The sequence below is a fragment of the Agromyces sp. 3263 genome (assembly GCF_031456545.1).
GTDB lineage: Bacteria > Actinomycetota > Actinomycetes > Actinomycetales > Microbacteriaceae > Agromyces.
In genome coordinates, this window is sequence record NZ_JAVDUV010000002.1 from 988,952 (window position 1) to 1,015,615 (window position 26,664).

Sequence of the window (26,664 nt, forward strand, 5' to 3'; positions counted from 1 at the left end):
GACTTCTTGGTTGCGGGGGCAGGATTTGAACCTACGACCTCTGGGTTATGAGCCCAGCGAGCTACCGAACTGCTCCACCCCGCGGCACAAGAGACAACACTAGCATGCGTCTGAAACGTCGTCCAATCGAGGGCGACGGCCACGCGGCATCCGCTCGGGCGATGCTCACACCGCCATGGCCACGAGGACCAGCGCCGGCACGAGCACCATCGGCGCCACCAGCCGCCAGTACCGGAGGTCGCCGAACAAGATGGCCAGCGCACGGATGATGGTGGCGATGCTCACGAAGATGACGAGCGTGCGCCCGACCTCGGGGAACCCGAGGTTCACGGCCACCACGCCGGCGAGCGCCCCGGTGCCCCACGCGAGGTTCGAGAAGCCGTAGGAGATGGCCCACGGGCGCACGATCTCCTGGTTCTCGGGTTCGATGAGGAAGACGCCGCGCATCCTGGGGCTGCGGAAGAAGAATGCGGAGAGGATCCCGAGGAACGCGACGCCGAGCCCTTCGACGATCGCGAGGATCTGGGCGACCACGCTCATGGGCACAGTGTCCTCGCCGCCGAGGAGCAGGACAAGACCCCAGATCGGATGTCACTCGGCCGAACCGCGCATCGATGGAGTGGGCGTCAGGACGAGGGGGCCTGCGCGACCAGCTCGTACGAGAGCGGCAGCCACTGCTCGGTCGGCCAGCCGAACATGCCCTCGCCCTGCGGCACCGTCATCGGGAAGATCCGCCACGGCACCTGGAAGCGCTCGGCCAGCTCGTCGACCACCAGTCCGGCGGCGCGGACGGCGCCCACGACCTCACCGATCGGATGCATCCACTCCCACGTGCGGGCGTGCGCGATCATCGCGTCGGGGTCGGCGTAGTCGGACGGGTCATCGAGCACGTCGGGCTCGCCTCCGCCGTACGCGTACTGGAAGGTCGGCAGGCCGCCCGGGCCCCCGTCGCCGTCGAACACGAAGGCCGCCGGATGCCCGTCCGCGAAGTAGAGACGGCCGCCCGGCTTCAGGAACCACGCGACGATGCGCGCCCACTCCGCGACATCCGGAAGCCACCCGATGGTGCCCCAGGTCGTGAACACCAGGTCGAACGACCCGGGCTCGGGCAGCACGTGGCGGGCGTCGTAGAGGTTCGCCTCGACGAATCGCGCGCGATCGCCGAGCCCGAGCTCGGCGGCCATGCGTCGCGCCTCCTCGACGGCGGGACGCGAGAAGTCGAGTCCGACGACCGTCGCGCCGCGGTTCGCGAGCGAGAGCGTGTCCGAGCCGAAGTGGCACTGCAGGTGCAGCACCCGCAGTCCGTCGAGACCGTCGGGGTGCAGTCGCTCGACGCCGGCCCGGGAGATCGGGTCGAGCACGATGTCGCCGCGACGGAGCGGCTCCTGGTCGTAGAAGTCCGACGCCAGGTGCACCGGCACCCGTTCGTCCCAGTTGGCGCGGTTGTCGTCGAGCCAATCGCCGTGGCGGAGGTCGACGACCACGTCACTGGTCCTGGGTGATCGCGAGCAGCTGGGCGATGATCTCCGCGAGCTGGGCGTCGGCGGCGCCGTACGCCGCCCAGTCACCCTCGGAGAGCGCGGCCTGCTTGTTCTTCAGGGCCTGCGACGCCTGGTTCAGGAGCGCCTGCACCTCGTCGCTCGGCTGGGGCGCCACCGTGGTGCCGTCGTCGGGCGGCGTCGTGGGCGTCGCGTTGGGATCCACCTCGTTGTCGCCCGCCTCAGCGCCGGAGTCGCCGCCGAAGAGCACGTCGAGCGCCGCATCCAGGGTGTCCTGGAACGCGATCTGGTCGCCGAAGGCGACGAGCACCTTCTGCAGCAGCGGATAGCTCGTATTGCCGGTCGACTTCACGTAGACGGGCTGCACGTAGAGCAGGCCGCCACCCACGGGCACCGTCAGCAGGTTGCCGTTGATGACCTCGGACTGACCCTGTTTCAGCAGGTTGAGCGACTGCGACACCGTGGGATCGCCGTTGAACGTGTTCTGCACCTGGCCCGGGCCGGGCACGTTGTCATCCTCTGGCAGCGTCAGCAACCTCAGCTTGCCGTAGCCGTCGGATCGCTCGCCGTCGCTCGCCCCCGCGTCGGAATCGACGGCGAGGTAGCCGCGCAGCACGTTGCGGCTCTGGTCGCCTCGAGCCTCGGGGATGAACGTCGAGTAGAGCGAGTATGCGGGCTCCTCCTGCCCGGGCATCTGCATCGTCAGGTAGTACGGCGGCTGCAGCAGCGTGGAGTTCGCTCCGGCCGTCGGGTCGTTGGGCGTCGTCCACGCGTCCTCACGCGAGTAGAACGAGGAGGGGTCGGTGACGTGGTACCGGCCGAGCACCGCGCGCTGCATCTTGAACAGGTCGGCGGGGTAGCGAACGTGGCTCATGAGCGCGCCCGACATCTCGCTCATCGGCTTCAGCGAGTTCGGGAAGATCTTCTGCCAGGTCTGCAGGATCGGGTCCTCGTCGTCCCAGGCGTACAGGGTCACCGAACCGTCGTACGCGTCGACCGTGGCCTTCACCGAGTTGCGGATGTAGTTGACCTCGTCGAAGGGCAGCGACTGGGGCAGGCCCTCGCTGTCGGCGATGGCCTCGCTCATGCTGACCTTGTTGGAGTACGGGTACTGGTCGGTGAGGGTGTAGCCGTCGACGATCCAGACGATCCGTCCGTCGACGACCGACGGATAGGTGTCGGAATCGATCGTGAGGTACGGGGCGACCTTCTTCACTCGATCGATCGGGTCGCGGTCGTAGAGGATCTGCGACTCGTCGTTGACCGCCTCGGAGAGGAAGATCTGCTCCGACTGGAACTTCAGCGCGTACACGAGCTTCGTGAAGACGTTGTCGAGCTTCGGCCCGCCATCGCCCTCGAACGTGGTCTGCGTCTGCTGGTCGCTCTCGCCTCCGGCGGGGTAGTCGAGCTCGACGGGGTCCTCGCCCTCGGGGGCGCCGACGATCGAGTACGCCGGGGACTCCTCGCCGAAGTAGACGCGCGGCTCGAAGTCGCCGAGGGTGCCCGTCGACGGGATGCCCGACTGCAGGAACACGGGCTGCCCGTCGACCGAGCGCTGGTTGCCTGCGGCGGCCACCAGGCCGTAGCCGTGCGTGTAGACGACGTGCGAGTTGAACCAGGTCTCGGCATCGCCGAGGCCCGAGAGCGCGAGGTCTCGCACCGCGACCACGGTGTCCTGGGTGGTGCCGTCGATGTCGTACCGGTCCACGTCGAGCGCGTCGGGGAACTGGTAGTACTGGCGGAACTGCTCGAGCTGCTGGAACGCCGGGCTGATCACGAGCGGGTCCATCAGTCGGATGTTCGCCGTCGTCGCGGCATCCGATCGCAGCGCGCCGGGCTCGGCGTCGGTCTTCGCCTCGAATGGGATCGTCTCGATGTCGGCGACGCCGTAGGCCTCACGGGTGAGGTCGATGGAGCGTTCGATGTACGGCGCCTCCAGCGAGCGGGCGCTCGGGTCGACCTGGAACCGCTGGATGATCCAGGGGTAGAGGGAACCGATGATCAGGCTCGAGACGACGAGGAGCGCGACGCCCACGAGCGGCAGCCGCCAGCGGCCGATGAGCGCGGTGACGAAGAAGAGGATCGCGACGCCGACCGCCGCCGCCGCGAGGATCTGTCGACCGGGGATCACGGCGTTGACGTCGGTGTATCCCGCACCGGTGATGAGGGTGCTGTTCTCCGTGACGGTCGCGTACTGGTCGAACCAGATGCTGACGCCCTGGAGCAGCAGGTAGAGGCCAGCCGTCACCGCGATCTGGATGCGAGCCGACTTCGAGATGACGACCTCGCGGCCGCTCACGCGGATGGACCCGTAGAGGTAGTTCGTCGCGATGACGAGGAGCAGCGAGAGCAGCACCACGGCCGACGCGAAGCCGACGATCGAGCGGTAGAACGGCAGCTCGAAGACGAAGAAGCCGATGTCGAAGCCGAACTGCGGATCATTCGTGCCGAACGGGGTGCGGTTCAGCCAGGTGAGGGTGAGTTCCCACCGGCTCGACGTCGAGACGCCCGCGAAGATGCCGAGCACGACGGGGATGCCGTACATCGCGAGGCGGCGGAGTGGCTCGAACACCTCCTGATAGCGGTCGAGCTGCGAGTTCAGCTTCGCGTAGACGGGACGCGTGCGGTAGGCGATCTGGATGGAGGCCCAGACGGGCACGGCCATCGCGAGGAAGCCGATCAGGAAGAGGACGAGGCGCGCCACCCACTCGGTCGTGAGCACGTCGACGAAGCCGAGCTGGTCGTACCAGAGCACGTCGGCGTAGAGGCCCACGAACACGAAGAACGCGATGAGGAGCAGGGCCACCACCCCGATCGTGATCGCGATCGGCGCGCGACGGCGCGGCATCCTCGGTTCGTGCGGCTGTGCAGACACTCTTCGCCTCTTGTTCGGTCGCTGTGGGATCGAGACTCCATCCTAGAGTCGCGTTCCTTTGAAACTGCTGTTCAGGCGGCGGGGCAGGAGGCGAAGGCCGAGGTGTCCTCGCCGTCGCCGATCGCCTCGACCACCGAGCGCGCCTCGTCGAGGGTCTTCACGGCGAAGACTCGCATGCCGTCTGGGACATGTCCGGTGACCTCGTCGCAGTTCGAGGCCGGGGCGAGGAACCAGTCGGCGCCCGCCTCCTCGGCCCCCCAGAGCTTCTGGCGGATGCCGCCGATGGGCCCGACCTGGCCCGACGAGTCGATCGTGCCGGTGCCGGCCAAGACCTCGCCGCCCGTCATCTCGTCGGGCGTGAGCTTGTCGATGATGCCCAGGGCGAACATCATGCCGGCGCTGGGGCCGCCGACGTTGTCGAGCTGCAGCACGACGTCGATGGGGAACTCGTAGTGCATGCGCACGCCCACGCCGAGCACCACGGTGCCGTCGCGGTCGACGGGGGTGACCTCGAGCGTCTGCTCGGCGCCGTCGCGCACCACGAGGAGGCTGGCGGAGGTGTCGGCGCCGTTCTCGCGCACGGCGGAACGGAGTTCGTCGATGGAGTTCACGGCGGTGCCGTTGACGGAGACGATGACGTCGCCCTCCTCGAGCACGCCCGCGGCGGGCGAGTCGTCGACGACGCCGGCCACGGTCACCTCGCGCGGGAAGTCATAGCCCAGCTCGACGAGCGCGGCGGCGATCGCGTCCTGCTGGGAGTCCACCATGGCCGCCTCGTTCTGGGCGTCGCGATCGGTGTCGCTCACGCCCGGAGGGAAGACCGCCTCGACCGGCACGGCCGACCGCGTGCGGTCGAACCAGGCGGCGACCACCTCGAGCCAGTTGGGGGTCTGTCCCGGCCGGCCGCGCACGGTGACCGTGAGCAGGTTGAGTTCCCCGTCCGTGGGGAAGGTCTCGGCATCGGGGATCTCGATGAGCGGCACCTCCTCGCCGTCGTGCTCGGCGGTGCCCAGCGTGTCGAAGACGGGGCCGGGCTGCTCGATCACGTACGGAGAAGGAAGCAGGGCGAAGAGGATGCCGATGGCCACGGCGACGGCGAGCGCCGTCCACCCGACGCGCTCCCGACGCGAACGGCGGCCCTGCGGGCGCGGCGACGGGTCGTCGTCGAAGAGGGCCATCCGTGGTTCCTTCCGGGCGATCGAATCGCCGAGTGCGAGCGCCGGGGCCGGCGTTGTTCGCGAAGGGCGGACACCCGGAACGCCCAGCCTAGGCCATTTCCCAGACACGCGCCCGAGGCCCGGGACTACGGTGGAAACAGACGCGACTGGAGGTGGCTCACGTGGCCGATCGGGACGACGAGCCTGGCGACAAGAACCCCGAAGACGAGTTCCGCGACATGCTGCGGGAGCTCCTCTCGGGCTCCGGCGGCATCGATCCGTCGCGGCTCGCGGGAGCGGCCGGACTGCCGAACGACCCGGCGAGCCTCGCCGCGCTCTTCGGGCAGCTGCAGGCGGCCATGAACCAGAGCGGCGACGACATCGACTGGAGTGTGGCGGTGCGCCAGGGCGAGGAGCGCGCGGCATCCGGACAGCTGCAGATCACCGCGGAGGAGCGCGCTCGACTCGACCAGGCCCTGCAGGTCGCGTCGTTGTGGCTCGACCCGGTCGTCGACTTCTCGGCCCTCCCCGACACTCCCGAGCTGCTCACCCGGCGCGCGTGGGTCGCCGCCACCATGCCGGTCTGGTCGCAGCTGGCCGAGCCGGTCGCGCTCAGCATCTCCGACTCGCTGACGCGCGTGATGAGCGAGCAGGCGCCCGAGGAGCTCCGCTCGATGATCCAGGGTGCCAGCCGCATGATGCGGGGCATCGGCGGCGCGCTCTTCGCCATGCAGCTCGGACAGGTCGTCGGGCAGCTCGCCACCGAGGTCGTCTCGGGCGGCGACATCGGCATCCCGCTGCAGAGCGACGGCCGCGCCGTGCTCGTGCCGCAGAACGTCGCCGAGTTCGGCAACGGCCTCGACATCCCCACCGACCAGGTCGAGCTGTACCTCGCGGTGCGCGAGATCGCACACGCCCGGCTGTTCCGCCACGCGCGCTGGCTGCGCCTGCACCTGATCAGCGCCATCACCGCCTTCGCCCGCGGCATCGACATCGACACCGACCGCCTCGAGCAGCTCGCCGAGGGCTTCGATCCGTCGAACACCGAGGAGCTCCGCGACGCCGTCGTGAACGGCGCGCTCATCCGCCCGAAGAGCGAGGCGCAGGATGCCGCGCTGGGACGTCTCGAGACGATGCTCGCCCTCGTCGAGGGCTGGGTCGACGCGGTCACGGCCGACGCCACCGGCCGCCTGCCCCGATCCGACGCGATCGCCGAGTCGATCCGCCGTCGACGCGCCTCCGGCGGGCCGGCCGAGTCGGCGTTCGCCACGCTCGTGGGGCTCGAGCTGCGTCCGCGCCGCCTGCGCGAGGCCGCGGCGATGTGGCGCGCGGTCACCGAGGCCGTCGGCGTCGAGGGCCGTGACGCCCTCTGGTCGCACCCCGACCTGCTGCCGACGAGCGCCGACCTCGATGACCCGACCGCCCTGATCGCCCGGCTGACCGGAGTCGAGACCGCCGATTCGGCTGCCGACGATGAGTTCGACCAGGCGCTCGAGCAGCTGCTGCGCGGCGAGACGCCGGCGGCCCCCGGCGAGGACGGCGAGGACCCGAAGGCCTGAGGCCGGATCCCTGTGGACGGATGCCGCGGCCGACCGCGCGCGTGGGGCATGCTCTCGGCATGTCACCGCGCATCGATCCGGCCCTCCCCGTCGTGTGGCGCACGCCCCTCGACCTCCAGCTCGGCGCGTCGCCGCGCGTCGTGGTGCGCGGCGCGGGCGACCTCGAGACGGGGCTGATCGCAGCGCTCCGGCACGGCGCGAGCATCGAGACGCTGTGCACGATCGGCAGCGGGCTCGGTGGCGAGCGCGACGAGGTGCTCGAGTTGGTGGCAGCGCTGGAGCCGGCATTCGAGGCCGTGCCGCCGTCGGCCGCACGCGCGCGAGGAGGTGCCGCGCCGGTGGTCGTGGTCGACGGCGACGACCTCGTGGCCGGCCGGCTCGGCGGCGACCTCCTGTCGCTCGGCTACCGGGTGCTGCGTCCCCAACCCGGTGGTGTGCTCATCGAGTGCGTCGCGGTGGCGGGTGGCGCGGGCGGGAGTGAGCCCGACGGCGCCGGAGCCGCGACCGACCTCGCCGACGCGACCGACCTTGCCGACGCGACCGACCTCGTCGACGCGACCGATCTCGCCGACGCGGTCGACCTCGTCGTGATCGTCGCGTCGTGGGTGGTGCCGCCGGCGCGGCACCTCCCCTGGCTCCGCCGCGACATCCCGCACCTCGCCGTCGTGTTCGACGACACCGGGGCGCGCATCGGCCCGCTCGTGGAGCCCGGCTCCGGGCCGTGCCTGCGCTGCGTCGACCTCGACCGCCGCGATGACGACGCGGCGTGGCCGGTGATCGCGGCGCAGCTCGCCGGTCGACCGGCCGCGACGGCGACGACCCTCGCCGTCATCGAGGCGACCGCCCTGTCGGTGGGCGTCATCGACGACCGGCTGCGATGCGGTTCGAAGGCCCTGGCGTCGACATCGCTCCTGCTCAGCCGCGAACGACCGGCCGCGCTCCCCCGCCGGCGCCGGCACGAGCCGCATCCCGAGTGCGGGTGCCGAGCTCCTGGAGGAATCGCGACGGCTCCCGTTCGCCTCGATGCGCACCGCCGGCCCGGGCCCACGACAGCGTCAGCCGCTTCCGTGCCCGCGTGATGCCCACGTAGAGCAGCCGGCGCTCCTCGTCGATCGCGTCGAAGCCCTTCGCGTACGCGATCGGGAGCATGCCCTCGGTGAGGCCGACGATGTGCACCTCGTCCCACTCGAGCCCCTTCGCCGAGTGCAGCGTCGCGAGGGTCACGGCCGACACCGTCGGCTCGTGCTGCGCCTCCGCGCGTGCCCGGAGCTCGTCGGCGAACTCGCGGAAGGTCGTTCCGACGGGGGCGTCGTCGACGAGGCGGGCGAGCGCGTTCAGCGACTCCCACCTGGCTCGGACGGCGCCCGGACCCTCGGGCGGCTGCACCGTCCAGCCCATCGAGCGCAGCACGTCGCTGACCGACTTGAACAGGGGCTCCCCCGCGATGGTGAGCGCGGCCGCGCGCAGCGCGTGAACCGCCTCGCGCACCTCGGGCCGGTCGAAGAACCGCGCCGATCCCCGCACCCTCGAGCCGACGCCGACCTCGTCGAGCGCGCGTTCGAGGATGGCCGACTGGGAGTTCACGCGCATGAGCACCGCCACATGCTCGGGTCGGACGCCCGCGTCGATCCGGTCGCGGATCCGGGTGGCCACTCCCCTCGCCTCGGCGAGCTCGTCGGCGAACTCCAGCACGAGCGGCTCCGGCGACGTGCCGGCCGAGGACGGCGTGGACCTCGCGGCATCCGCCGGGCTCGCGGCATCCGCCGGGCTCGCGGCATCCGTGGAGCCCGCGCTCGTCGTGTCGACCGCGTGCAGCTGCAGCGCACCCGCCCGGCCGCGCATCAACCGGTTGGCGGCGTCCACGACCTCGGGCGTCGAGCGGTAGTTGCGCTCGAGCCGCACGAGCGTCGCGTCCTCGTAGCGGCGCTCGAACCCGAGCAAGTACTCGGGAGTCGCGCCGGCGAACGTGTAGATGGTCTGGCTGGCGTCGCCGACCACGCACACGTCGCGGCGACCGCCGAGCCACAGGTCGAGGAGTTGCTGTTGCGCCGGGGAGACGTCCTGGTACTCGTCGACGACGAAGTGGCGATAGCTCTCGCGCACGTGCATCGCCACCGACGGCTCCGACTCGATCATGCCCGCGACGGCGAGCAGCACGTCCTCGAAGTCGAGCATGCGCCGCTCGTCCTTCAGCTGCTCGTAGCCGGCCACGAGCGCGAGCATCTGGTCTCCGGTCAGCGTGCCCGGTGCGCCCCGGGAGGCGAGCCGCTGCTCGTAGGCGTCCATGCCGACGGCGCTGACCTTGCGCCACTCGATCTCGGCGGCGACGTCGCGCAGCGTCGGCACGTCGACGCGCAGGCGCAGTCGCTCGGCCGCCTCGCCGAGGACCCGCCCCTTGTAGTCCAGCACCCTCGGCGCCGAGCCGCCGACCACGAGCGGCCAGAAGTGGTTCAGCTGAGCGAGCGCGGCCGCGTGGAAGGTGCGTGCCGCCACGCCCTCGGCGCCGAGCGCGCGCAGTCGCGCGCGCAGTTCGGCGGCGGCCCGCGAGGTGAAGGTCAGCGCCATCACGCGGGCCGGGTCGTAGGCACCGGATGCCACGCCGTAGGCGATGCGGTGGGTGATCGCGCGCGTCTTCCCGGTGCCCGCGCCGGCGAGCACGCAGACCGGGCCGATGAGCGCCTCCGCCACCACCCGCTGGTCGTCGTCGAGCGCGGCGAGCAGCGGGTCGGATGCCGCGTTCACGTCGTCGTCCACGGGCGCGACTCGGGCACGGGGCCGCCGTACCACCGCTCGAGCAGCCAGCGGGCGATCGAGGTGCCGCCCGGCAGCGCGACCTCCTGCGCGGCGGCCGCGAGCTCGTCGCGGGAGAACCACCGCAGCGCGAGGATCTCGACCCCATCGGGCGTCGCCGTCGACGGCGTGGAGCCGTCGGCCACCCGGGCAGTGAACCCGAGCATCAGGCTGGCCGGCAGCGGCCACGGCTGGGAGGCGCCGTACTCGACGCGGTCGACGCGCAGTCCCGCCTCCTCGCCCACCTCGCGGATGACGGCGGCCTCGAGCGATTCGCCGGGCTCGACGAATCCGGCGAGGAGCGAGAACCGGTTCTGCTCCCAGAGGGCGTTGGAGCCGAGCAGCACCCGGTCGTCGTCGTCGGTGACGAGCACGATCACGGCGGGGTCGGTGCGCGGGAACAGGAGCTTCCCCTCGCGGTCGCACCGGCGCGCCCATCCGGCCTGCACCACGGTCGTGGTGGATCCGCATCGCGGGCAGAAGGGCGCGGCCGCATGCCAGTTCGCGAGCGCGAGGGCCTCGGTGAAGAGCCCGGCGTCGCGATCGCCGAGCACCGGAGCCGCCGCCCGCAGATTCGCCCATCGCGCCTCCTCGGGTTCGAGGTCTGCGGCGACCACGTCGTCGAGCACGCGGAGCTCGATGGCCGTGCCGGCCGGAAGGTCGTCGCTCGCGGCGATCGACACGTCCGCCGACCCCTCGTCGGCGCTGTCGACCGGCGCCGTGGTCGGGATGGTGCGGCCGAGGTAGGCCCGCAGCGTCGAGTCGGGCACCGCTGCCGGCTCGAGGAACTGCAGGCGCGGCGCAGACCCCTCGACGCGCTCGGCGAGCAGCGCGCGTCCTCGGTGCAGGACCATGACCCGCGACGCCGGGTCGGCATCGAAGCGCTCGGCGAACCCGTCGACGCCGCGGGCCTCGCCGTCGCGGTCGAGGGCGGCGCGCGCGAGGGGCGGGGATGTCGATTCGGGCACTGGCCACCTCTCTGCGCTTCAGGGCGGAGTCGGCGGGAAGGCGTGGCGGTCGCCCGGGAGTCGGATTCGCCTGCTTAAGCTGTGTGCCATGGCCAGACCCCCACTCACTCTAGCCGCGTTGGCCACGGCGGCGGTGCCCGGGCTCGAGGTCCGGGCAGCCAGGGCCCACACCCGCCGCAGTCATGGCGCCTACGACGCGGTCGAGCTCCACTCCGTCGACGGCCGACGCCTCGTCATCCGCGCTCCGCGGTCGCAGAACGCCGAGACCGAGCAGTCCGCCGATCTCGTCGCGATCCGCGCGATGACCGCGGGCATCCGTGCCCGCCTGCCCTTCGCCGTGCCCGATTTCGTCGGACAGGCGCCGATCGACGGCACGCGGGCCATCGTCACCGAGTTCCTCCCCGGTGCCGTGCGCACCGCCGACGAACTCACCGAGCTGCCCGGGCTCGCGTTCTCGGTCGGCTCGGCCGTCGCAGCCGTGCACAGCCTGCCGAGCGGCTTCGTCGGCGACGCGGGCCTGCCTCGCGAGTCCGCCGACGAGTCGCGTGACGGCGTGATCGACTTGATCGGCCGCGCCGCCGACACCGGACACCTTCCCGCGGCCATCCTGCGTCGCTGGGAGCAGGCCACGGACGACGATGCCCTCTGGCGTTTCCGCCCGACGGTCGTCAACGGAGCGCTCTCGGCCGACTCGTTCCTCGTCGAGGGCGACACCGTGACCGCGGTGGTCGGCTGGTCCTCGCTCGCCGTCGGAGACCCCGCGCGCGACCTGCACTGGCTGCTCACGTCGCGCGGGGCCTCCGCGGAGGCTGCGCTCGACGCGTACATCACCGGGCGCAACGGCGGCGCCGACGCGCACCTGCCGCAGCGGGCACTGCTGTACGGCGAGCTGGAGCTCGCACGGTGGCTGCTGCACGGCGTGGAGCAGCGCGACGACGCGATCATCGCCGACGCCGTGTCACTGCTCGACGGGCTGGCGGCCAGCGTCCATGACCGGTCGAGCGAACCGCTGTCGCCCGAGACGGGTCCGATCCTCACGGTCGGGGACGTCGAGCGGCTGCTCGACGACACCCCTCGAGATCACGCTTCTCGCGAGGGCGCGGCGACGATGCTCACCGACAGCTACGACTTCTCGGAGCTCGAACGCCGCGAGGCCGGCGAGCGCGAGCCGATCTCGATGGATGCCACCGCCCCCATCCCCCTCGACCTCAGCGACTGGGGCGACGCGACCCCGTCATCGGATACGCAGGATCAACCGGCGACCGGCACCGACGGGACCGGCGCGGTGACCGACGCCCAGGCCCGCCGCAACGCCGCCTCGTCGTAGAGCCGCTCGGGCCGGATGACCCGGTCGTCCTCGACGAAGTAGAACACCGCGTCGACGGCGTCGGGGTCGAGGCCGGCCCACTTCGCATAGGCGAGCCGGTAGAGGGCGAGCTGGGTCTGCTTGAGCTCGAGGTCGTGCGCGTCCTTCGGCGCCTTGCCGGTCTTCCAGTCGACGACCTGGTGCCGGATGCCGCGTGCGGCGAGCTCCCCGCCCTCGGGCACCTCGTAGACGGCGTCGAGCTTGCAGACGAACACGTGCTCCTCGATGGGCAGGTGCAGCTCGAGCTCCACGGCGATGGGCTTGCGGTGACCCCACTCGGACGCCTCGAAGGTCGCCTGCAGCGTGCGCAGCCGTTCGTCGGTGCTATCGGGGATGACACCGTCGGAGGTCTCGGCAGGCGCGTCGGCCAGATCGAACCACGCATCGTCGACGGCGGCGGCCTCGCCTTCGCCGGTGGAGCGGTGCTCGACCCAGGCGTGGAACAGCGTGCCCAGGCGGGTAGCCCGGAACGGCCGCTGTGGCATCGGCCGACGGAGCTGCTCGGCGACGGCGGCGGGGTCGTCCACGTAGTCCTTGAATCGTGAGGCCGGCACGCGGGCCGGGATCGGCGGCGCGGCCGGGCCCTCGATGCGGCGCCGTCGGTCTTCGAGGAGCAGCCGCAGCTCCTCGCTGAGCCGCGGGCCGATGCCGCTGCCGCTCGGTTGCTCTGCGGCCGCCCGCACGGCGTCGGCCGCGGCGTGCACGGCGTCGTGGCGGGAGCCGAGCGGGTCGAGCGGCCACCGCTGGCGAACGGTGTCGCCGCCGCGCGGGTTCTCATCGTCGGCGGGGGTGACGGGAAGGGCGCCGACCTCGAGGATGCCGGCGCGCACGAGCTCGTGCAGGAACACGCTCGGCTTGCGGGGCGACTTCTGCGAGGCCCACCAGGAGCCCGTGAGCAGGAGTTCCGACCGAGTGCGCGTGAGGCCCACGTAGGCCAGGCGCCGCTCCTCGTCGGCGTGCCGCTGCCGGTTCTCGTCGGCGAAACCGCGCACCGCCTCGTCGAACTCCGCTTGACTCTGCACTCCCCTCCACTGGAGTTCGGGCAGCTCGGCGCGATCGCCCTTGAAGTCGTTCGGCAGTTCGCCGAAGGCCAGCCAGCCCTTCGTGGTGCGGGGTTTCGACGGCAGTTCCTCGTCGACCATGCGCGGGATCGCCACGACATCCCATTCGAGGCCTTTCGACCCATGGATCGACAGCACCTGCACCGCGCCGGGCTCGGGTTCGTCCTGGCGAGGTGCGAGTCGGTCGCGCTGCTCCGCCTCGGTGAGCCATCCGAGGAACGCGCCGAGCGTGGGGTGCTCGGCGACGTCGGCGAATCCCGCGAGCAGCTCGTCGAACGCCTCGAGGCTCGGAGCGCCGAGTGGCTGCTCCGCGTTCGCGGCGACCTCGATGTCGAGGAGCAGCTCCTGCTGCACGAGATGGACGAAGTCGACCAGTCCGAGACCGGCGCGACGTCGCAGCGCCTGCAGCTGCGCGCCGGCTCGACGCATGCGGCCCAGCCCGGTCTCGCTGAAGGCCCGCAGCGCCGAGTGGCTGTCGGGGGCGGTCAGGAGGAAGTCGAGCGCGTCGACGATCGACGGGGACTCGTCGGCGGCGATGGACGCCCGGAGCCCCTGTCGGACTCCGTCGTCGAGGCGGTGGCTGCCCAGATCGCGGTCGGCCAGCCACCTGGCGAGTCCGTTGAGTGCCGCGAGGTCGGCCGGGCCGACGCGCCACCGTGCCCCACCGAGGACCCGGACGAGCTCGGAGCCCGCAGTCGGGTCGTGCAGCACGCGGAGGACGCACACGAGGTCGGCGATGACCGGTTGGTCGAGCAGGCCCGCGATGCCGAGCACGTGCGTCGGGACGCCGTGGTTTCGGAGGGCCGTGGTGAAGACGCCCACGTTCGCGAACGTGCGGCACAGCAGGGCGCCACTCCGGGCTGCCCCCGTGCCGGGCCGGCCCAGCCGGGCGGCGAACCACTGGGCGACCAGGTCGGCCTCGTCCTCGATGGTCTCGGCCCACCGCACGCCGACCTCGCCGGGCCCCGCGAACGGCGACGGCGCCAGCGGCGCCTTGGGGATTCCGGCGTCGAGCGGCTCGATGAGGGCGTTCGCCGCGTCGAGCACGATGCCGGGGTTGCGCCAACTCGTGGAGAGGTCGAAGACGCCCGCCTTCGACTCGGGGGCGAAGTCGTTCGAGAACCTGGCGAGGTTGGCGGCGCTGGCGCCGCGCCAGCCGTAGATCGACTGGTCGGGGTCGCCGACGGCCATCACCGAGTGACCGCCGAACAGGGTCGCGAGGAGCCGTGTCTGCACCACGCTCGTGTCCTGGTACTCGTCGAGCAGCACGGTGCGCGCGCGTTCGCGATGCGCGGCGACGACCTCGGGGTTGCGCTCGCAGATCGCCAGCGCGAGGGCGACCTGGTCGGAGAACTCGACGTAGCCGCGCTCGCGCTTCGCCGCCGCGTAGGCGTCGGCCAAGTCGAGCAGCGGCGGCAGCGCTCCGACGACCCCGAGCGCGCTCGTGAACGTCTCGAAGTCGGTGCGCTTGCGCGGAGCCTCGATGGGGAGGCCGTCCATCGCGAGGAAGTCGCGGGCGAATGCCTGCACGTCTCGGCTGTCGACGACGTTCTCGGCGAGCGCGCGGCTGAGCGACAGCACCGCACCGGTGACCCGGTCGAGGGAGGCGTCGAGCTCCACGAGGCGCGGGTCGGTCGAGGCGCTCACGACCGACCTGGCGAGCAGCCACGCGGATGCCTCCCCGAGCACCGCCGCGTCGGGCTCCCGTCCGATGAGCATCGCGTGCTCGCGGTAGATCGAGCTCGCGAAGGCGTTGTACGTGCCGACCGCGGCCGACTCGAGGGGGTCGAGCTCCACCTCGGCGATGCCCTCGCGCACGAGCTGGCCGACGCGCTCGCGGATGCGCTCGGCCAGTTCGCCGGCGGCCTTCCGCGTGAACGTGAGACCGAGCACCTCCGGCACGGCGACGAACCCATTGGCCAGCAGCCACACGACCCGGTTGGCCATCGTCTCGGTCTTGCCGCTGCCGGCTCCGGCCACGACGATGCTCGCCCCGTGCGGCGAAGCCTCGATCACCGACCGCTGCTCGGCCGTCGGCGGGTGCAGCCCGAGCCGGGCGGCGATCATCTCTGCACCGATGCGCGCGCTCACGCCGACACCGCCGGCACGAGGTGCACCCGGTAGAGCCAGGCGCCGAATCGGGAGCGGAAGCCCAGCTCGCCGGGACCTTCGAATTCGCTGCCGGCCATCGTGCGCGCGACGGCGGCGAGCCGGTCGCGGAAGGCGGCGTCATCGTCGTCGTCGAACGGCTGCTGGGCCCGTTCTGTGAAGGCCATGCCGCGCACGGGCTTGGCGAGGTACACCAGCTTCGCGCCGCCGGCGCGCCCGGCGTCGGGAACGGCGCCTGCCCGTGCGGCGAGCTGGTAGGCGGCCAGCTGCGGATGCTTCGCCGTCTGCTCCGCCGTGGGCGGGGTGCGTCCGGTCTTGAGGTCGACGATGACCGTCGTGCCGTCTGGTGAGGCCTCGACGCGGTCGATCGTGCCCGTGATGCGCACCCGGTCGACGACGAGGGTGAACCGGCCCTCGGCACCGAGCAGCACCTTGCCGTCGTCGGCGAAGGCGGTGAGGTAGTCGGCGGCCCCCTCGGCCATGCGTCGCGCTCCCCGCCGCTCGCGTTCGGCGACCCATCCGGCCTCGAAGCGGAGTTCCCGCCAGCGTTCCTCGACCGCGGCCCACAGCGTCTCGATGCTGGTGTCGCCGTCGGCGCGCGCGCCCGCCTCCTCGACGACCGCGTGCACCAGGGTGCCGATCGACGCGGCGAGTCCCGAGGGCGGCGACGCGACGTGATCGATGAACCAGCCGAGCGGCGACTCCTCCGCACGGTCGATCTGCGACGGCGACACGGGCACGACGGCCTCGGGATCGGCGTCGAGGTCGACGAGCGGGGCCGTCGTCGACGGTGCCGCCAGGCCGTACCAATCGTCGGGGTGCGCGCCCGGCACGCCCTGCTCCGCGAGGAGCGCCAGCGCAGCGGCGGCCTCGGGGTCGCGCGTTGCGGACGCCTCGCGCCGCAACGCGCCCACGAGGCCGCGGAGGTGCAGCGGTCGTCGTCGGGGTCGCACCCGCTCGGGGGCGTAGGCCATCAGCATCGACGGTTGCTCGTCGTCGTTGGAGGTGCAGCTGAGCACGAGCTGACGCCGGGCGCGCGACGCGGCGAGCGCGAACAGCCGCAGCTCGTCGCCCCGCACCGAGACCCTCGCCTCGGACACCGACTCGGGGGCCGGCAGCGGCGCCCCGGCGCGTGCGGCCTGCACCACTCGCGGCAGGAGTCCGGCATGCAGCAGCGTGCCCCGCGGCCGGAGGTTGGGCCAGACGCCGTCCTGGAGGCCGGCGACCACCACGACGTCGAACTCCCGGCCGATGAGGGCCGGCGGCGTGGTGACCAGCACCGTCTCGGCGGTTCGCCGGGGCGCCAGGGAGTCTTCGGGCAGCTCGCTCGCGAGCACCTCGTCGACGAACCGCACGGCGGGAGCGCCGGGTTCGCGCTCGACGTAGCGGGTCGCGGCGGCGAAGAGCGCCACGGCCGCATCGAGGGCGCGGTTGGCCTCTTCGGCGAGCACGCCGGTGCCGCGCGCCTGCGCGCCCCATTCGGTGGCGAGCCCGCTGCCCTCCCAGAGCGACCAGAGCACCTCTTCGATCGTGCCGCCCGACGCGGCCACGCCTGCCGCGGCATCGAGGAGCTTCGCGAGGCGCGCGGCGCGCCGGGCGGGCGCTGCGTCGATGGTCTCGAAGCCGCCGGGGGCGCCGAGCGCCTCGACCAGCAGTTCGTCGCCCGAGCGGTTGTCCCCTGCCGCGAGCTCCTCGTGTCGCAGTGCCAGCCGCAGTCGCCGGAGTCCGACCCCGTCGAGCCGGCCGAGGGGACCGGTGAGCAGCTCGACCGCCAGGGCCGAGGTGAGCGATTCACGACCCAGCACGAGGGACGCCGCGGCGAGCAGGGCCGCAGCGGCCGGCGCGTCGCGCAAGGCGGTGCGCGCGGCGTCGCCCGCGGTCGGAACGTCGGCGAGCGCGAGGCCGCGCTCGAATGCGGGGACGTCGGCACCCGACCGCAACACGACCGCCATCGATGACCAGGGGACGCCGCCCAGCAGGTGGCGTTCGCGCAGGAGGCCGGCCACCGCCTGGCATTCCGCGGCGTGCGATGCGGCCTCGATGCCGAGCACCGGCGCGAGCGGGTCGGGGTCGACCGGCAGCTCGTCGACGTCGCCGAGCGCCGCGAGTCGCGCCTGCCGGTGCCTGCCGCCGAGCGCGGTGCCGATGTGCGCCGTCACGGCGTGCACCACCTCGCGGATCTCGGCGCGCCCACGGTGGATCTCGTCGAGGTCGATCCGCCGCACGGCCGCGCCTCCGAGCACCGACCCGAGGGACCCGAGCAGCTCGGGCCGACCACCCCGGAACCCGTTGCTGGCCACGTCGGGATCGCCGACCGCCACCACCGCGACGCCGCGTGCCGCGAACGCCCCGAGGAGCGCGGCCGTCGCCTCGGTGGCCTCCTGCGCGTCGTCGACGATGAGCAGCCGCAGGCCGGCCAGCGTGCCGAGGGCGGCGGATGCCGCGGGGTCGACCGTGCTGCGCCGCACCACCGCCGCGGCGAACGCGCCGAGCTCGGCCGAGTCGAACTGCGTGGGCCGGAGCTGCTCCTTCACCTCGGCGTACTCGGTGAGGAACTCGCCCGCGGCGAGCCACTCGGGACGCATGGCGAGCCGCCCGAGCCGCGACAGCGCCTCGCCGTCGACGCCGTGCTCGACGGCGCGCATCATGAGGTCGCGCAGCTCGGACCGGAACCCGCGCAGGCCGCGCACCTCGGGGGTGAGCGGGTCGGGCCACTCGGGCCCGAAGCCGTCGTCGACGCCGCCCTCGAGCAGCTCCCCCACGATCTGGTCGTGCTCGGCGCCGGTAAGCAGGGTGACGGGCTGCCCGGTCTGGGCGCGCACGAGCTGGAACGCCAGCGAGTTCGCCGTGCGGGCGACCGGACCCCGCGTGGTGACGCCGAGGCGCACCGCGACCTCGTCGCGCAACGCCGTGGCCGACGCCCGCGTCGCGCACAGCACGAGCACCTCGTCGGTGCCGTAGCCGAGCCGCTGCACCCGGTCGGCGACGAGGTCGACGACGAGCCTCGTCTTGCCGCTGCCCGGGGCTCCGAAGACCGCCGCGTGCTCGCCGTCGACGAGGGTCGCGACGGGGTGCAGGAGGGTCGCGGTGCCGGGCATGCCTGAACGGTAACGCGTTCCGCCGACAGTGAACGCGACCGGCCCGGCGCGGCCCGTGTCATAGTGTGTGAGCACAAGCAGAAAGGCGCATCGTGGACGTTCGCATCGGCATCCAGAACTCCCCCCGTGAGATCAGCTTCGAGACCTCGCAGTCGGCGGCGGAGGTGGAGCAGGCCGTCGCGGCGGCCCTCGCCGGGCAGTCCGCGCTCCTGAAGCTCTCCGACAAGAAGGGCGCCGTCTACGTGGTGCCCGCTGCCGCACTCGCCTATGTCGAGATCGGCTCGGAGGAGTCGCGCCACGTCGGATTCGTGGCCTGACGTGGAGCTGCTCTTCGCGGTCCTCGGCGGCGCGATCCTCGGGCTCGCGGCGCGCTACGCGCTGCCCCGTCGGCACACGTACGGCAGCGCCCTGGCGCCGGCGGTCGGCGCCGGCGTGGCGGCGGTCGTGTGGGTCGCCTTGACGTGGCTCGGCTGGGCATGGGACGGCGGCTGGATCTGGGTCGCGACCCTCGTCGTCGCCGGCCTCGCCTCCGTGGCAGCCGTCTGGCTCATCGGCCCGCGCCGTGAGCGGCAGGACGCCGAGCTGTTCGAGCGGCTCGCCCGCCCGGGTGCGGGCAGCCGCACCGCCTGACGCCAGGCCCCCAGACGGCACCGGATGCCGCGACGGCACCGACGCCTGACGCTCAGGCCGTGAGTCCCAACGCGTCCATGCGCCGCGTGTGATCGGCGATGAGCTCGGTGAAGACCGGCTCGACCTGGTCGGCACGGGCCGAACCCGGCGCCTCCGACGCACGCAGCGCCGACCGAGCGATCAGCAGGGTGTCGCCGACGAGGCTGCGCCCCCAGAGCGCGAGCCGATCGGCCAGCTGCGAGTCGGCGGCGATGGCGTCGCGCAACTCGGACTCGAGTACGACCGAGGCGCCCTCCTCGTCGAGGATCGCCCGCACGCGCGCCCCGAGCTCGGCGGGCAGCCCGGCAGCGAGGCGCGAGAAGTAGCCGTCGAGCATGCCCGCGGTGACATGGATGCCGAGGAGGAGCTCGTACCAGTCGGCACCGGAGCTGATCTGCTGGAAGCGATCGGTCGCCGGTGCGAACGGCGCCATCACATCATCGGGCTCCACGCCGAGGCGGCGGATCTCGGCGATGAGCGCGTGGTGCTTGCGCAGGGCGACGCCCGCCGCGGCGCTCAGCCCCTCCTTCGCGGGGAGCGTGGGCGCGGTCGCGACGGCTCGCGCGAGGTTCTCGAAGAACTCGAGCTGGATGTAGGCGGCCTGGCCGAGGAAGGGCACCGGCTCGGGCACCAGCTCGGTGAAATCGACCTTCGCCAGCTCGGTCGGCGTGACACGGGGACGCAGTCGCGGCGCCTCGGGCCGGAGGCCGCGCCGATTCGTCCTGAACACCACGCGACACAGCCTATCCGAGGCTCTCAGGCACTCTCGGATAGGCTGGGGGTGCACACGGGCGATGGACCCGTGGCCGTGCGCCTCAGGTCGAAGCAGGGCGCACCTCGTTTCCCGCAAGACCGACAGGCAGAATATTGACCACTTTCAGTGACCTCGGCGTCGCGTCCGACATCGTCGACGCCCTCGCCGGGAAGGGCATCATCGATGCCTTCCCCATCCAGGAACAGACCATCCCCCTCGCCCTCGCGGGCCAGGACATCATCGGCCAGGCGAAGACCGGCACGGGCAAGACCTTCGGGTTCGGCCTGCCGATCATCCAGCGCCTCGGCGACGACCCCGAGGGCGGCGTGAAGGCGCTCGTCGTCGTGCCCACGCGCGAGCTGTGCGTGCAGGTGACCGAGGACCTCGAGCTCGCGACCTCCAACCGGCCGACCAAGATCGTCTCGATCTACGGCGGCAAGGCGTACGAGGGCCAGATCGAGCAGCTCAAGGCCGGCGCGCAGATCGTCGTCGGCACCCCCGGTCGCCTCCTCGACCTCGCGTCGCAGCGTCTCCTCTCGTTGAAGAACGTGCAGGAGATGGTGCTCGACGAGGCCGACAAGATGCTCGACCTCGGCTTCCTCGCCGACATCGAGAAGCTCATGGCCCAGACGCCGGCCACCCGTCACACGATGCTCTTCTCGGCCACGATGCCCGGGCCGATCGTCGCACTCGCACGCCGCTTCATGCTGCGTCCGATCCACATCCGCGCGACCGACCCCGACGAGGGGCTCACCCAGGCGAACATCAAGCACCTCGTCTACCGGGCGCACTCGCTCGACAAGGACGAGGTCATCTCGCGCATCCTCCAGGCCGACGGCCGCGGCAAGACCGTGATCTTCACCCGCACGAAGCGCGCGGCGGCCAAGCTCGTCGAAGAGCTGAACGACCGCGGCTTCAACGCGGCGGCCGTGCACGGCGACCTCAACCAGGACCAGCGCGAGCGCGCCATGGCGGCGTTCAAGGCCGGTAAGAAGGATGTGCTGATCGCCACGGATGTCGCGGCCCGCGGCATCGACGTCGACGACGTGACCCACGTGATCAACCACACCATCCCCGACGACGACAAGGCCTACCTGCACCGCGTCGGCCGCACGGGCCGCGCGGGCAAGACGGGCATCGCCGTGACGTTCGTCGACTGGGACGATCTGCACAAGTGGGCGCTCATCAACCGCGCCCTCGAGTTCGGGCAGCCCGAGCCGACCGAGACCTACTCGTCGAGCCCGCACCTCTACAGCGACCTCGACATCCCGGCGGGCACGAAGGGCCGCCTGAAGCCGGCCGCCACGGTCGCGCCGACGCGCTCCAGCACCGCCGGTCGCAGCGAGGGGCGCGCCGAGGCCGAGGCCGAGCGGGCTCCCCGCTCGCGCTCGCGGCGACGCACGCGCAACGGCCAGCCCTCCGGCGAGGCGGGCGCGGCGGGCGAGACCGCGGAGCCCGCGGCGGCGGCGGCGGCACCGAAGGAGCCGGGCACGGGCACCCACGACGGCAAGGGCCACGAGCATCACGACGGCAACGCGGCCCCGCGCCGTCGCCGCCGTCGGCGCGGGCCGGGCACGGGCGGCGCAGCACCGCAGGCGTGAGCCCGCGGCATCCGCTCGCGACCATTCACCGGTGAGCGAGCGGATGCCCCTACGGGAGCACCGGCGTCGAGCCGCGACCCTCGGCGATGAGACGTTCGACGACCGCTGACGGCGTGGTGCACTCGGCCAGCCGATTGGGCTTGCCCGCGCCGTGGTAGTCGCTCGACCCGGTGATCTCGAGGCCGTACTGCTGCGCCAGGGCCCTCAGCCGGGGCTTCGCGTCGGCGCGGTTCTCGGGATGGTCGACCTCGAGCCCGAACAGGCCGGCCTCGGCGAGGCGGGCGAGGCGGTCGGGCGGGATGACGCGCTCGGCACCACGGGTGCCGGGGTGCGCGAGCACCGGCACGCCGCCCGCGGCGCGGATGAGCCGCACGCCGGTGAGCGGGTCGGGTGCGTAGTGCGGCTCGGCGTAGCCGGCACGCGGATGCAGGATGCCCGCGAACGCGGCCGATCGCGTCGACACGTGACCCCTGGCGACCAGGGCGTCGGCGATGTGCGGCCGGCCGATCGTGGTGCCCTCGACGGTCTGGGCGAGCACGTCGTCCCAGCTGAGGTCGTAGTCGCGACCGATGCGACGCACGATCTCCTCGGCGCGGGTCACGCGCGACTCGCGGATGCGCGTGGTCTCCGCGAGCAGCCGCTCGTCGGACGGGTCGATGAGGTAGGCGAGCATGTGCACGCTCATGAACCCCTCGCGCGTCGACAGCTCCATGCCGGGGATGAGGGCCACCCCGGTCGCCGGCACCGCGGCGGCGGCCTCGGCCCACCCGGCCGTGGAGTCGTGATCGGTGAGCGCGATGCCCCAGAGCCCTGCGGCGGCGGCCTGCGCCATGAGGACGGCGGGCGCCTCCGTGCCGTCGGACACCGTCGAGTGCGTGTGCAGGTCGGCGTCGCCGATGACGGCGGGGGCTTCGGACATCCCCTCATGCTAGCCGCGGCCCCGGACGCGGCATCCGAGGGATGCCCCACCGGACACCGCGCCGGAACCTCACCGGGGACTCCCAGCCGACGGGCGGCGGCGCCCCGGTTCCGACGCCGCCCACTCGCCTAGGGTGGATGGAATGCTCCCCCGCATCCTCGGCTGGGCCGTCGTGCTCGGCACCGCCGCCGTCGCCGTCGTGCTGCTGTGGCCGCAGGCGTTCGGGCTGCAGAACCAGTGGGTCGCCGCGCATGTGGTCGCGCTCCGCGGCACCGCCGCTGCGTGCGCCGTCATCGCGGCGCTCGGGCTCGCCCTGCTCGCCATCCCTCGCGCCACCCGCACGTTCGGCATCGCGATGGCCGTGGTGCTCGCGTCGTACGCGGTGGGCAACGTCGCGGTGCTGGGGGCGCGCGGCTTCGGCGGGTCGGATGTCGCGGGCGAGGAGGCATCCGTCACCGTGCTCAGCTGGAACACCCTCGGCGAGGTGCCGGATGCCACGACCATCGCCGGACTCGCCCTCGACGAGGGCGCCGACGTCGTCGTGCTGCCCGAGACCACCGAGCCGCTCGGCGAGGAGGTGGCCGTCGCCATGCGCGACGGCGGCAGTCCGATTTGGGTGCACACGGTCGCGTTCGACGAGGTCGCGAAGGCCCGCTCGACGACCATCCTCATCTCCCCCGACCTCGGCGAGTACGAGGTCATGTCGGCGCTCGTGCCCGGGCCGCCCGGCAACACGAACACCGTGCCGTCGATCGTCGCGGAGCCCGTGGGCGGCGACGGGCCGCGCATCGTGGCCGTGCACGCCGTGGCCCCCATCCGGTGGGAGCTGCGCAACTGGCGCAGCGACCTCGACTGGCTCGCGGCGCAGTGCTCCGGCGAGAACGTGATCATGGCCGGCGACTTCAACGCGACCGTCGACCACTTCGCCGGCCGCGGCGTCGACGGGGGCGACCTCGGGCGGTGCCGGGATGCCGCGGTGGCCGGCGGTGCCGGCGGCCTCGGCACGTGGCCGACCGACGTGCCCGAGTTCCTCGGCAGCCCGATCGACCACGTGCTCGCGACGCCCGGCTGGCAGGTCGACGCGTTCCGGGTGATCGGCGAGATCGACGGCTCGGGCAGCGACCACCGCCCGGTCGTCGCCACGCTCTCACCCGCCTCGTGAGCGGTGCGAGAATGGACGACATGGCCAACACGAGCGACACCAGCACCACGACCGCGCCCCCCGCCTCCGAGGAGTCCGGTCGCAACGCGAATCGCTCGACCACGCCGGGCTCCGAGGGCTTCAAGGAGTTCATCGGCAGCGGCTGGGCCGACCGCGACGAGACGCTGCCGCCCGCACGCGAGCAGGCCGCCTTCGCCGCCGCGCGACGGGCGACCGTGTCGGCCGCCTTCACCGGCGTGCGGCTCATCGTGCCCGCCGGCGACATGAAGCAGCGGGCCAACGACACCGACTATCCGTTCCGGGCGCATACGGCCTTCGCGCACCTGACGGGCTGGGGGTCCGACTCGGAGCCCGGCGCCGTGCTCGTCTTCGAGCCGAACGGCGAGGGCCACACCGCCACCGTGTACTTCCGGGAACGCGCGGGGCGCGACTCCGAGGAGTTCTACGCCAACCCCGCCATCGGCGAGTTCTGGATCGGCCCTCGCCCCTCGCTCGCGCATGTCGCCGCCGACCTCGCGACCGAGACGCGCGGTCTCGACGAATTCGACCGGGTGCTCTCCTCGGTCGACACGTCGACGCTCGTGCTCCGCGAGGCCGACACGGCCATCACCGAGCGGGTCGACCACGCGCGCATCCGCTTCGCGGCCGAGGAGGCCCTCTCGACGAACGCGTCCGACGCGCCGTTCTCGATCGAGGTGAACGGCGACCACGACCCCGACGCCGAGCTCGCCCGCGTGCTCTCCGAGCTCCGCCTGGTGAAGGACGAGTTCGAGGTCGCCGAGATGCGCGCCGCGATCGACGCGACGCAGCGGGGCTTCACCGAGGTGCTCGAGGAACTCCCCCGCATCACGGCCGAGGTGCGGGGCGAACGCGTGATCGAGGGCGTCTTCGCCACCCGCGCGCGGCTCGACGGCAACGACGTCGGCTACGGCTCGATCGCCGCGGCCGGACCGCACGCCACCATCCTGCACTGGACCCGCAACGACGGTCCCGTCGTGCCCGGCGACCTGGTGCTCCTCGACGCCGGCGTCGAGCGCGACACCTACTACACGGCCGACATCACGCGCACCTTCCCCGTGAACGGCACGTTCTCGCCGGTACAGCGCCAGGTGTACGAGGCCGTGCTCGAGGCAGCGGATGCCGCGTTCGCGGTCGTGCGTCCGGGTGCGATCTTCCGCGACGTGCACGCCGCCGCGATGCAGGTCATCGCCCGGAAGACCGCCGAGTGGGGCTTCCTCCCGGTCTCGGCCGAGGAGTCGCTGCAGCCCGAGAACCAGTTCCACCGCCGCTACATGGTGCACGGCACGAGCCACCACCTGGGCCTCGACGTGCACGACTGCGCGCAGGCTCGGCGGTCCATGTACATGGACGGCGTGCTCGAGGCCGGCATGGTCTTCACGATCGAGCCCGGCCTGTACTTCCAGTCCGACGACCTCACGGTGCCCGAGGAGTTCCGCGGCATCGGCGTGCGCATCGAGGACGACATCCTCGTCACGGCCGACGGCGCCGAGAACCTCTCGGCGGGAATACCGCGCACGGCCGACGAGGTCGAGGCCTGGGTTCGCGGCGGTCTGGGTCGCTAGCGGCGGTCAGCCGGCGAGGGCTAGCCTGAGCGCACCCCGTCGATCGCTGGAGGACCCATGCCGTCACGTCGCCGCCGTACCGCACTCCTCGTCGTGATCGCCGCGGTCGCGGCATCCGCCGTCGTGGCTGCGCCATCCGTGGCCGTCGCCGCGCCACCGGTCTACACCCCGGGAGCCGACGGCGCCGGCGACCCGTACTTCCCGTTCGCGGGCAACGGCGGCATCGACGTGCTCCACTACGACCTCGACCTCGACTACGCGCCACCCGCTCCCGAGCCCGCTCCCCTCACCGGGCACCTGAGCGGTGTCGCGACCATCGACCTCGTGCCCACGCAGGACCTGAGCAGGTTCAACCTCGATCTCCGCGGCCTCACCGCGACGGCGGTGACCGTGGCACGCAAGGCCGCGACCTTCGCGCAGGTGGGCGACGAACTCGTGATCACTCCCACGAAGAAGCTCAAGGAGGGCAAGCGGGCGCAGGTCGTCGTCACCTACGGCGGCCCCACGACACGGCCGACCGACATCGAGGGCGCGCTCTACGGCTGGGTCACCACGCGCGACGGCGCAATGGTCGTGAACGAGCCCGACGGCGCCTCCACCTGGTTCCCGGTCAACGACCACCCCGTCGACAAGGCCACCTACACGTTCGAGATCAGCGTTCCCGAGGGGCTCGTCGCCGTCGCCAACGGCCTGCCCACCGGTCCGCCGGTGACGGCGGGCGGGACGACGACGTGGAACTGGGACGCGCCCGACCCGATGGCCGCATACCTCGCCACCGCGAGCGTGGGCGACTACGTCGTCAACCAGTACACCGCGGCCGACGGCACGCCGATCTTCGACGCCGTCGACCCGACCCGCCTCGGCGCCCCGAGCGCCGACCTCGCGCTCACGAGCGACATGATCGTCTTCTTCGCGGGACTCTACGGCGCCTATCCGTTCAACTCGTACGGCGCGATCGTCGACGACGACTCCGTCGGTTACGCGCTCGAGACGCAGACCCGATCGGTCTTCTCGCGCAGTGCCCGCGAGGGCACCATCGCGCACGAGCTGGCGCACCAGTGGATGGGCGACGAGGTGAGCCCCTTCCGCTGGGCGGACATCTGGCTCAATGAGGGTTGGGCGACGTACTCGCAGTGGATGTGGACGGAGCACCGGGGCGGCGCCACGGCCCAGCAGTCGTTCGACGAGGTGATGGCGATTGCCGCGGACGATCCCGACGAGTTCTGGCAGGTCGTGGTCGCCGATCCGGGGGCCCTCGGGCTCTTCGTCGACCCCATCTACGATCGTGGGGCCGCCACGCTGCACGCGCTCCGCGTGAAGATCGGCGACGACGCGTTCTTCGAGCTCGCCAAGGCCTGGGTCGATCGGTTCGGCGGCGCCACGGCGTCGACGGCCGAGTTCACCGCATTGGCCGAGGAGGTCTCGGGCGAGGACCTGGACGCCTTCTTCGAGGCCTGGCTGTACGCACCCGAGAAGCCGACGGAGTGGTAGCAG

At 72.3% G+C, this 26,664-nt stretch carries 18 protein-coding genes and 1 tRNA gene; 8 read left to right on the plus strand and 11 right to left on the minus strand.

Features of this window, described 5'->3' with window-relative positions:
- Positions 1-7: 7 nt before the first annotated feature.
- From J2X63_RS17880 to J2X63_RS17900, 5 genes are all read right to left on the minus strand, one after another.
- Positions 8-84, minus strand: a tRNA-Met gene (locus J2X63_RS17880).
- Positions 85-165: 81 nt separating this feature from the next.
- Positions 166-540, minus strand: coding sequence for a DUF1304 family protein (locus J2X63_RS17885; protein WP_309979739.1), 375 nt, complete (start codon positions 538-540; stop codon positions 166-168).
- 86 nt (positions 541-626) lie between these two features.
- The gene (locus tag J2X63_RS17890) at positions 627-1,484 is read right to left on the minus strand and encodes a methyltransferase domain-containing protein (protein WP_309979741.1); all 858 of its coding nucleotides are present in this window, start codon (positions 1,482-1,484) and stop codon (positions 627-629) included.
- Between the two features lies 1 nt (position 1,485).
- Entirely contained in the window at positions 1,486-4,347 is a 2,862-nt protein-coding gene (locus J2X63_RS17895; protein WP_309979743.1) for a UPF0182 family protein, read from the minus strand.
- A 98-nt stretch (positions 4,348-4,445) separates the two neighbouring features.
- Entirely contained in the window at positions 4,446-5,552 is a 1,107-nt protein-coding gene (locus J2X63_RS17900; protein ID WP_309979745.1) for a PDZ domain-containing protein, read from the minus strand.
- A gap of 218 nt (positions 5,553-5,770) precedes the next feature.
- Between J2X63_RS17900 and J2X63_RS17905 the strand changes: the two genes are divergently transcribed.
- Complete coding sequence (locus J2X63_RS17905; RefSeq protein ID WP_309980191.1) at positions 5,771-7,090, plus strand: zinc-dependent metalloprotease; 1,320 nt, start codon at positions 5,771-5,773, stop codon at positions 7,088-7,090.
- A gap of 915 nt (positions 7,091-8,005) precedes the next feature.
- Here J2X63_RS17905 and J2X63_RS17910 read toward each other — a convergent pair.
- Positions 8,006-9,844, minus strand: a complete 1,839-nt coding sequence (locus tag J2X63_RS17910) for an ATP-dependent helicase (RefSeq protein WP_309979747.1) — start codon at positions 9,842-9,844, stop codon at positions 8,006-8,008.
- Complete coding sequence (nudC, locus tag J2X63_RS17915) at positions 9,829-10,848, minus strand: NAD(+) diphosphatase (RefSeq protein ID WP_309979749.1); 1,020 nt, start codon at positions 10,846-10,848, stop codon at positions 9,829-9,831. Before nudC ends, J2X63_RS17910 begins: the two co-directional genes overlap by 16 nt.
- Before the next feature lie 88 nt (positions 10,849-10,936).
- Here nudC and J2X63_RS17920 point away from each other — a divergent pair, with 88 nt between their 5' ends.
- A complete protein-coding gene (locus J2X63_RS17920; RefSeq protein ID WP_309979751.1) occupies positions 10,937-12,175 on the plus strand; it encodes a phosphotransferase in 1,239 nt (412 codons plus the stop codon).
- Here the strand turns inward: J2X63_RS17920 and J2X63_RS17925 are convergent.
- Positions 12,100-15,366, minus strand: a complete 3,267-nt coding sequence (locus J2X63_RS17925; protein ID WP_309979753.1) for an ATP-dependent DNA helicase — start codon at positions 15,364-15,366, stop codon at positions 12,100-12,102. The two genes, J2X63_RS17920 and J2X63_RS17925, sit on opposite strands and share 76 nt — an antisense overlap.
- Positions 15,363-18,482 (minus strand): PD-(D/E)XK nuclease family protein, encoded by a 3,120-nt coding sequence (locus tag J2X63_RS17930; protein ID WP_309979755.1) that lies wholly within the window; start codon positions 18,480-18,482, stop codon positions 15,363-15,365. The genes J2X63_RS17925 and J2X63_RS17930 overlap by 4 nt, the downstream gene beginning before the upstream one ends.
- 92 nt (positions 18,483-18,574) lie before the next feature.
- Here J2X63_RS17930 and J2X63_RS17935 point away from each other — a divergent pair, with 92 nt between their 5' ends.
- Both J2X63_RS17935 and J2X63_RS17940 read left to right on the plus strand, forming a co-directional pair.
- The gene (locus tag J2X63_RS17935; RefSeq protein ID WP_309979757.1) at positions 18,575-18,799 is read left to right on the plus strand and encodes a DUF3107 domain-containing protein; all 225 of its coding nucleotides are present in this window, start codon (positions 18,575-18,577) and stop codon (positions 18,797-18,799) included.
- Position 18,800: 1 nt separating this feature from the next.
- Entirely contained in the window at positions 18,801-19,112 is a 312-nt protein-coding gene (locus J2X63_RS17940; RefSeq protein WP_309979758.1) for a hypothetical protein, read from the plus strand.
- A gap of 52 nt (positions 19,113-19,164) precedes the next feature.
- Here the strand turns inward: J2X63_RS17940 and J2X63_RS17945 are convergent, their stop codons facing one another.
- Positions 19,165-19,884 (minus strand): ferritin-like fold-containing protein, encoded by a 720-nt coding sequence (locus tag J2X63_RS17945; protein ID WP_309979759.1) that lies wholly within the window; start codon positions 19,882-19,884, stop codon positions 19,165-19,167.
- A gap of 134 nt (positions 19,885-20,018) precedes the next feature.
- Between J2X63_RS17945 and J2X63_RS17950 the strand changes: the two genes are divergently transcribed.
- Positions 20,019-21,506 carry a DEAD/DEAH box helicase gene (locus tag J2X63_RS17950; protein WP_309979761.1) on the plus strand — a complete coding sequence of 496 codons (1,488 nt, stop codon included), beginning with the start codon at positions 20,019-20,021 and terminating at the stop codon, positions 21,504-21,506.
- 49 nt (positions 21,507-21,555) lie between these two features.
- Here J2X63_RS17950 and J2X63_RS17955 read toward each other — a convergent pair whose 3' ends face one another.
- Complete coding sequence (locus J2X63_RS17955) at positions 21,556-22,425, minus strand: PHP domain-containing protein (RefSeq protein WP_309979762.1); 870 nt, start codon at positions 22,423-22,425, stop codon at positions 21,556-21,558.
- Positions 22,426-22,567: 142 nt separating this feature from the next.
- Here J2X63_RS17955 and J2X63_RS17960 point away from each other — a divergent pair, with 142 nt between their 5' ends.
- The 3 genes from J2X63_RS17960 to J2X63_RS17970 are packed head-to-tail and all read left to right on the plus strand — an operon-like array spanning position 22,568 to position 26,661.
- Complete coding sequence (locus J2X63_RS17960) at positions 22,568-23,587, plus strand: endonuclease/exonuclease/phosphatase family protein (protein ID WP_309979764.1); 1,020 nt, start codon at positions 22,568-22,570, stop codon at positions 23,585-23,587.
- Positions 23,588-23,607: 20 nt separating this feature from the next.
- Positions 23,608-25,170 carry an aminopeptidase P family protein gene (locus J2X63_RS17965; protein ID WP_309979765.1) on the plus strand — a complete coding sequence of 521 codons (1,563 nt, stop codon included), beginning with the start codon at positions 23,608-23,610 and terminating at the stop codon, positions 25,168-25,170.
- A gap of 57 nt (positions 25,171-25,227) precedes the next feature.
- On the plus strand, positions 25,228-26,661 hold the full coding sequence (locus J2X63_RS17970; protein ID WP_309979767.1) for a M1 family metallopeptidase: 1,434 nt from the start codon (positions 25,228-25,230) through the stop codon (positions 26,659-26,661).
- Positions 26,662-26,664 lie beyond the last annotated feature (3 nt).

Excerpts from the sequence above, each read along its gene's own strand:
- J2X63_RS17885 (WP_309979739.1), bottom strand. The coding sequence starts at position 540 with ATGAGCGTGGTCGCCCAGATCCTCGCGATCGTCGAAGGGCTCGGCGTC.
- J2X63_RS17895 (WP_309979743.1), bottom strand. The coding sequence starts at position 4,347 with ATGCCGCGCCGTCGCGCGCCGATCGCGATCACGATCGGGGTGGTGGCC.
- J2X63_RS17900 (WP_309979745.1), bottom strand. The coding sequence starts at position 5,552 with ATGGCCCTCTTCGACGACGACCCGTCGCCGCGCCCGCAGGGCCGCCGT.
- J2X63_RS17905 (WP_309980191.1), top strand. The coding sequence starts at position 5,771 with ATGCTGCGGGAGCTCCTCTCGGGCTCCGGCGGCATCGATCCGTCGCGG.
- J2X63_RS17920 (WP_309979751.1), top strand. The coding sequence starts at position 10,937 with ATGGCCAGACCCCCACTCACTCTAGCCGCGTTGGCCACGGCGGCGGTG.
- J2X63_RS17930 (WP_309979755.1), bottom strand. The coding sequence starts at position 18,482 with ATGCCCGGCACCGCGACCCTCCTGCACCCCGTCGCGACCCTCGTCGAC.
- J2X63_RS17955 (WP_309979762.1), bottom strand. The coding sequence starts at position 22,425 with ATGTCCGAAGCCCCCGCCGTCATCGGCGACGCCGACCTGCACACGCAC.
- J2X63_RS17960 (WP_309979764.1), top strand. The coding sequence starts at position 22,568 with ATGCTCCCCCGCATCCTCGGCTGGGCCGTCGTGCTCGGCACCGCCGCC.
- J2X63_RS17965 (WP_309979765.1), top strand. The coding sequence starts at position 23,608 with ATGGCCAACACGAGCGACACCAGCACCACGACCGCGCCCCCCGCCTCC.
- J2X63_RS17970 (WP_309979767.1), top strand. The coding sequence starts at position 25,228 with ATGCCGTCACGTCGCCGCCGTACCGCACTCCTCGTCGTGATCGCCGCG.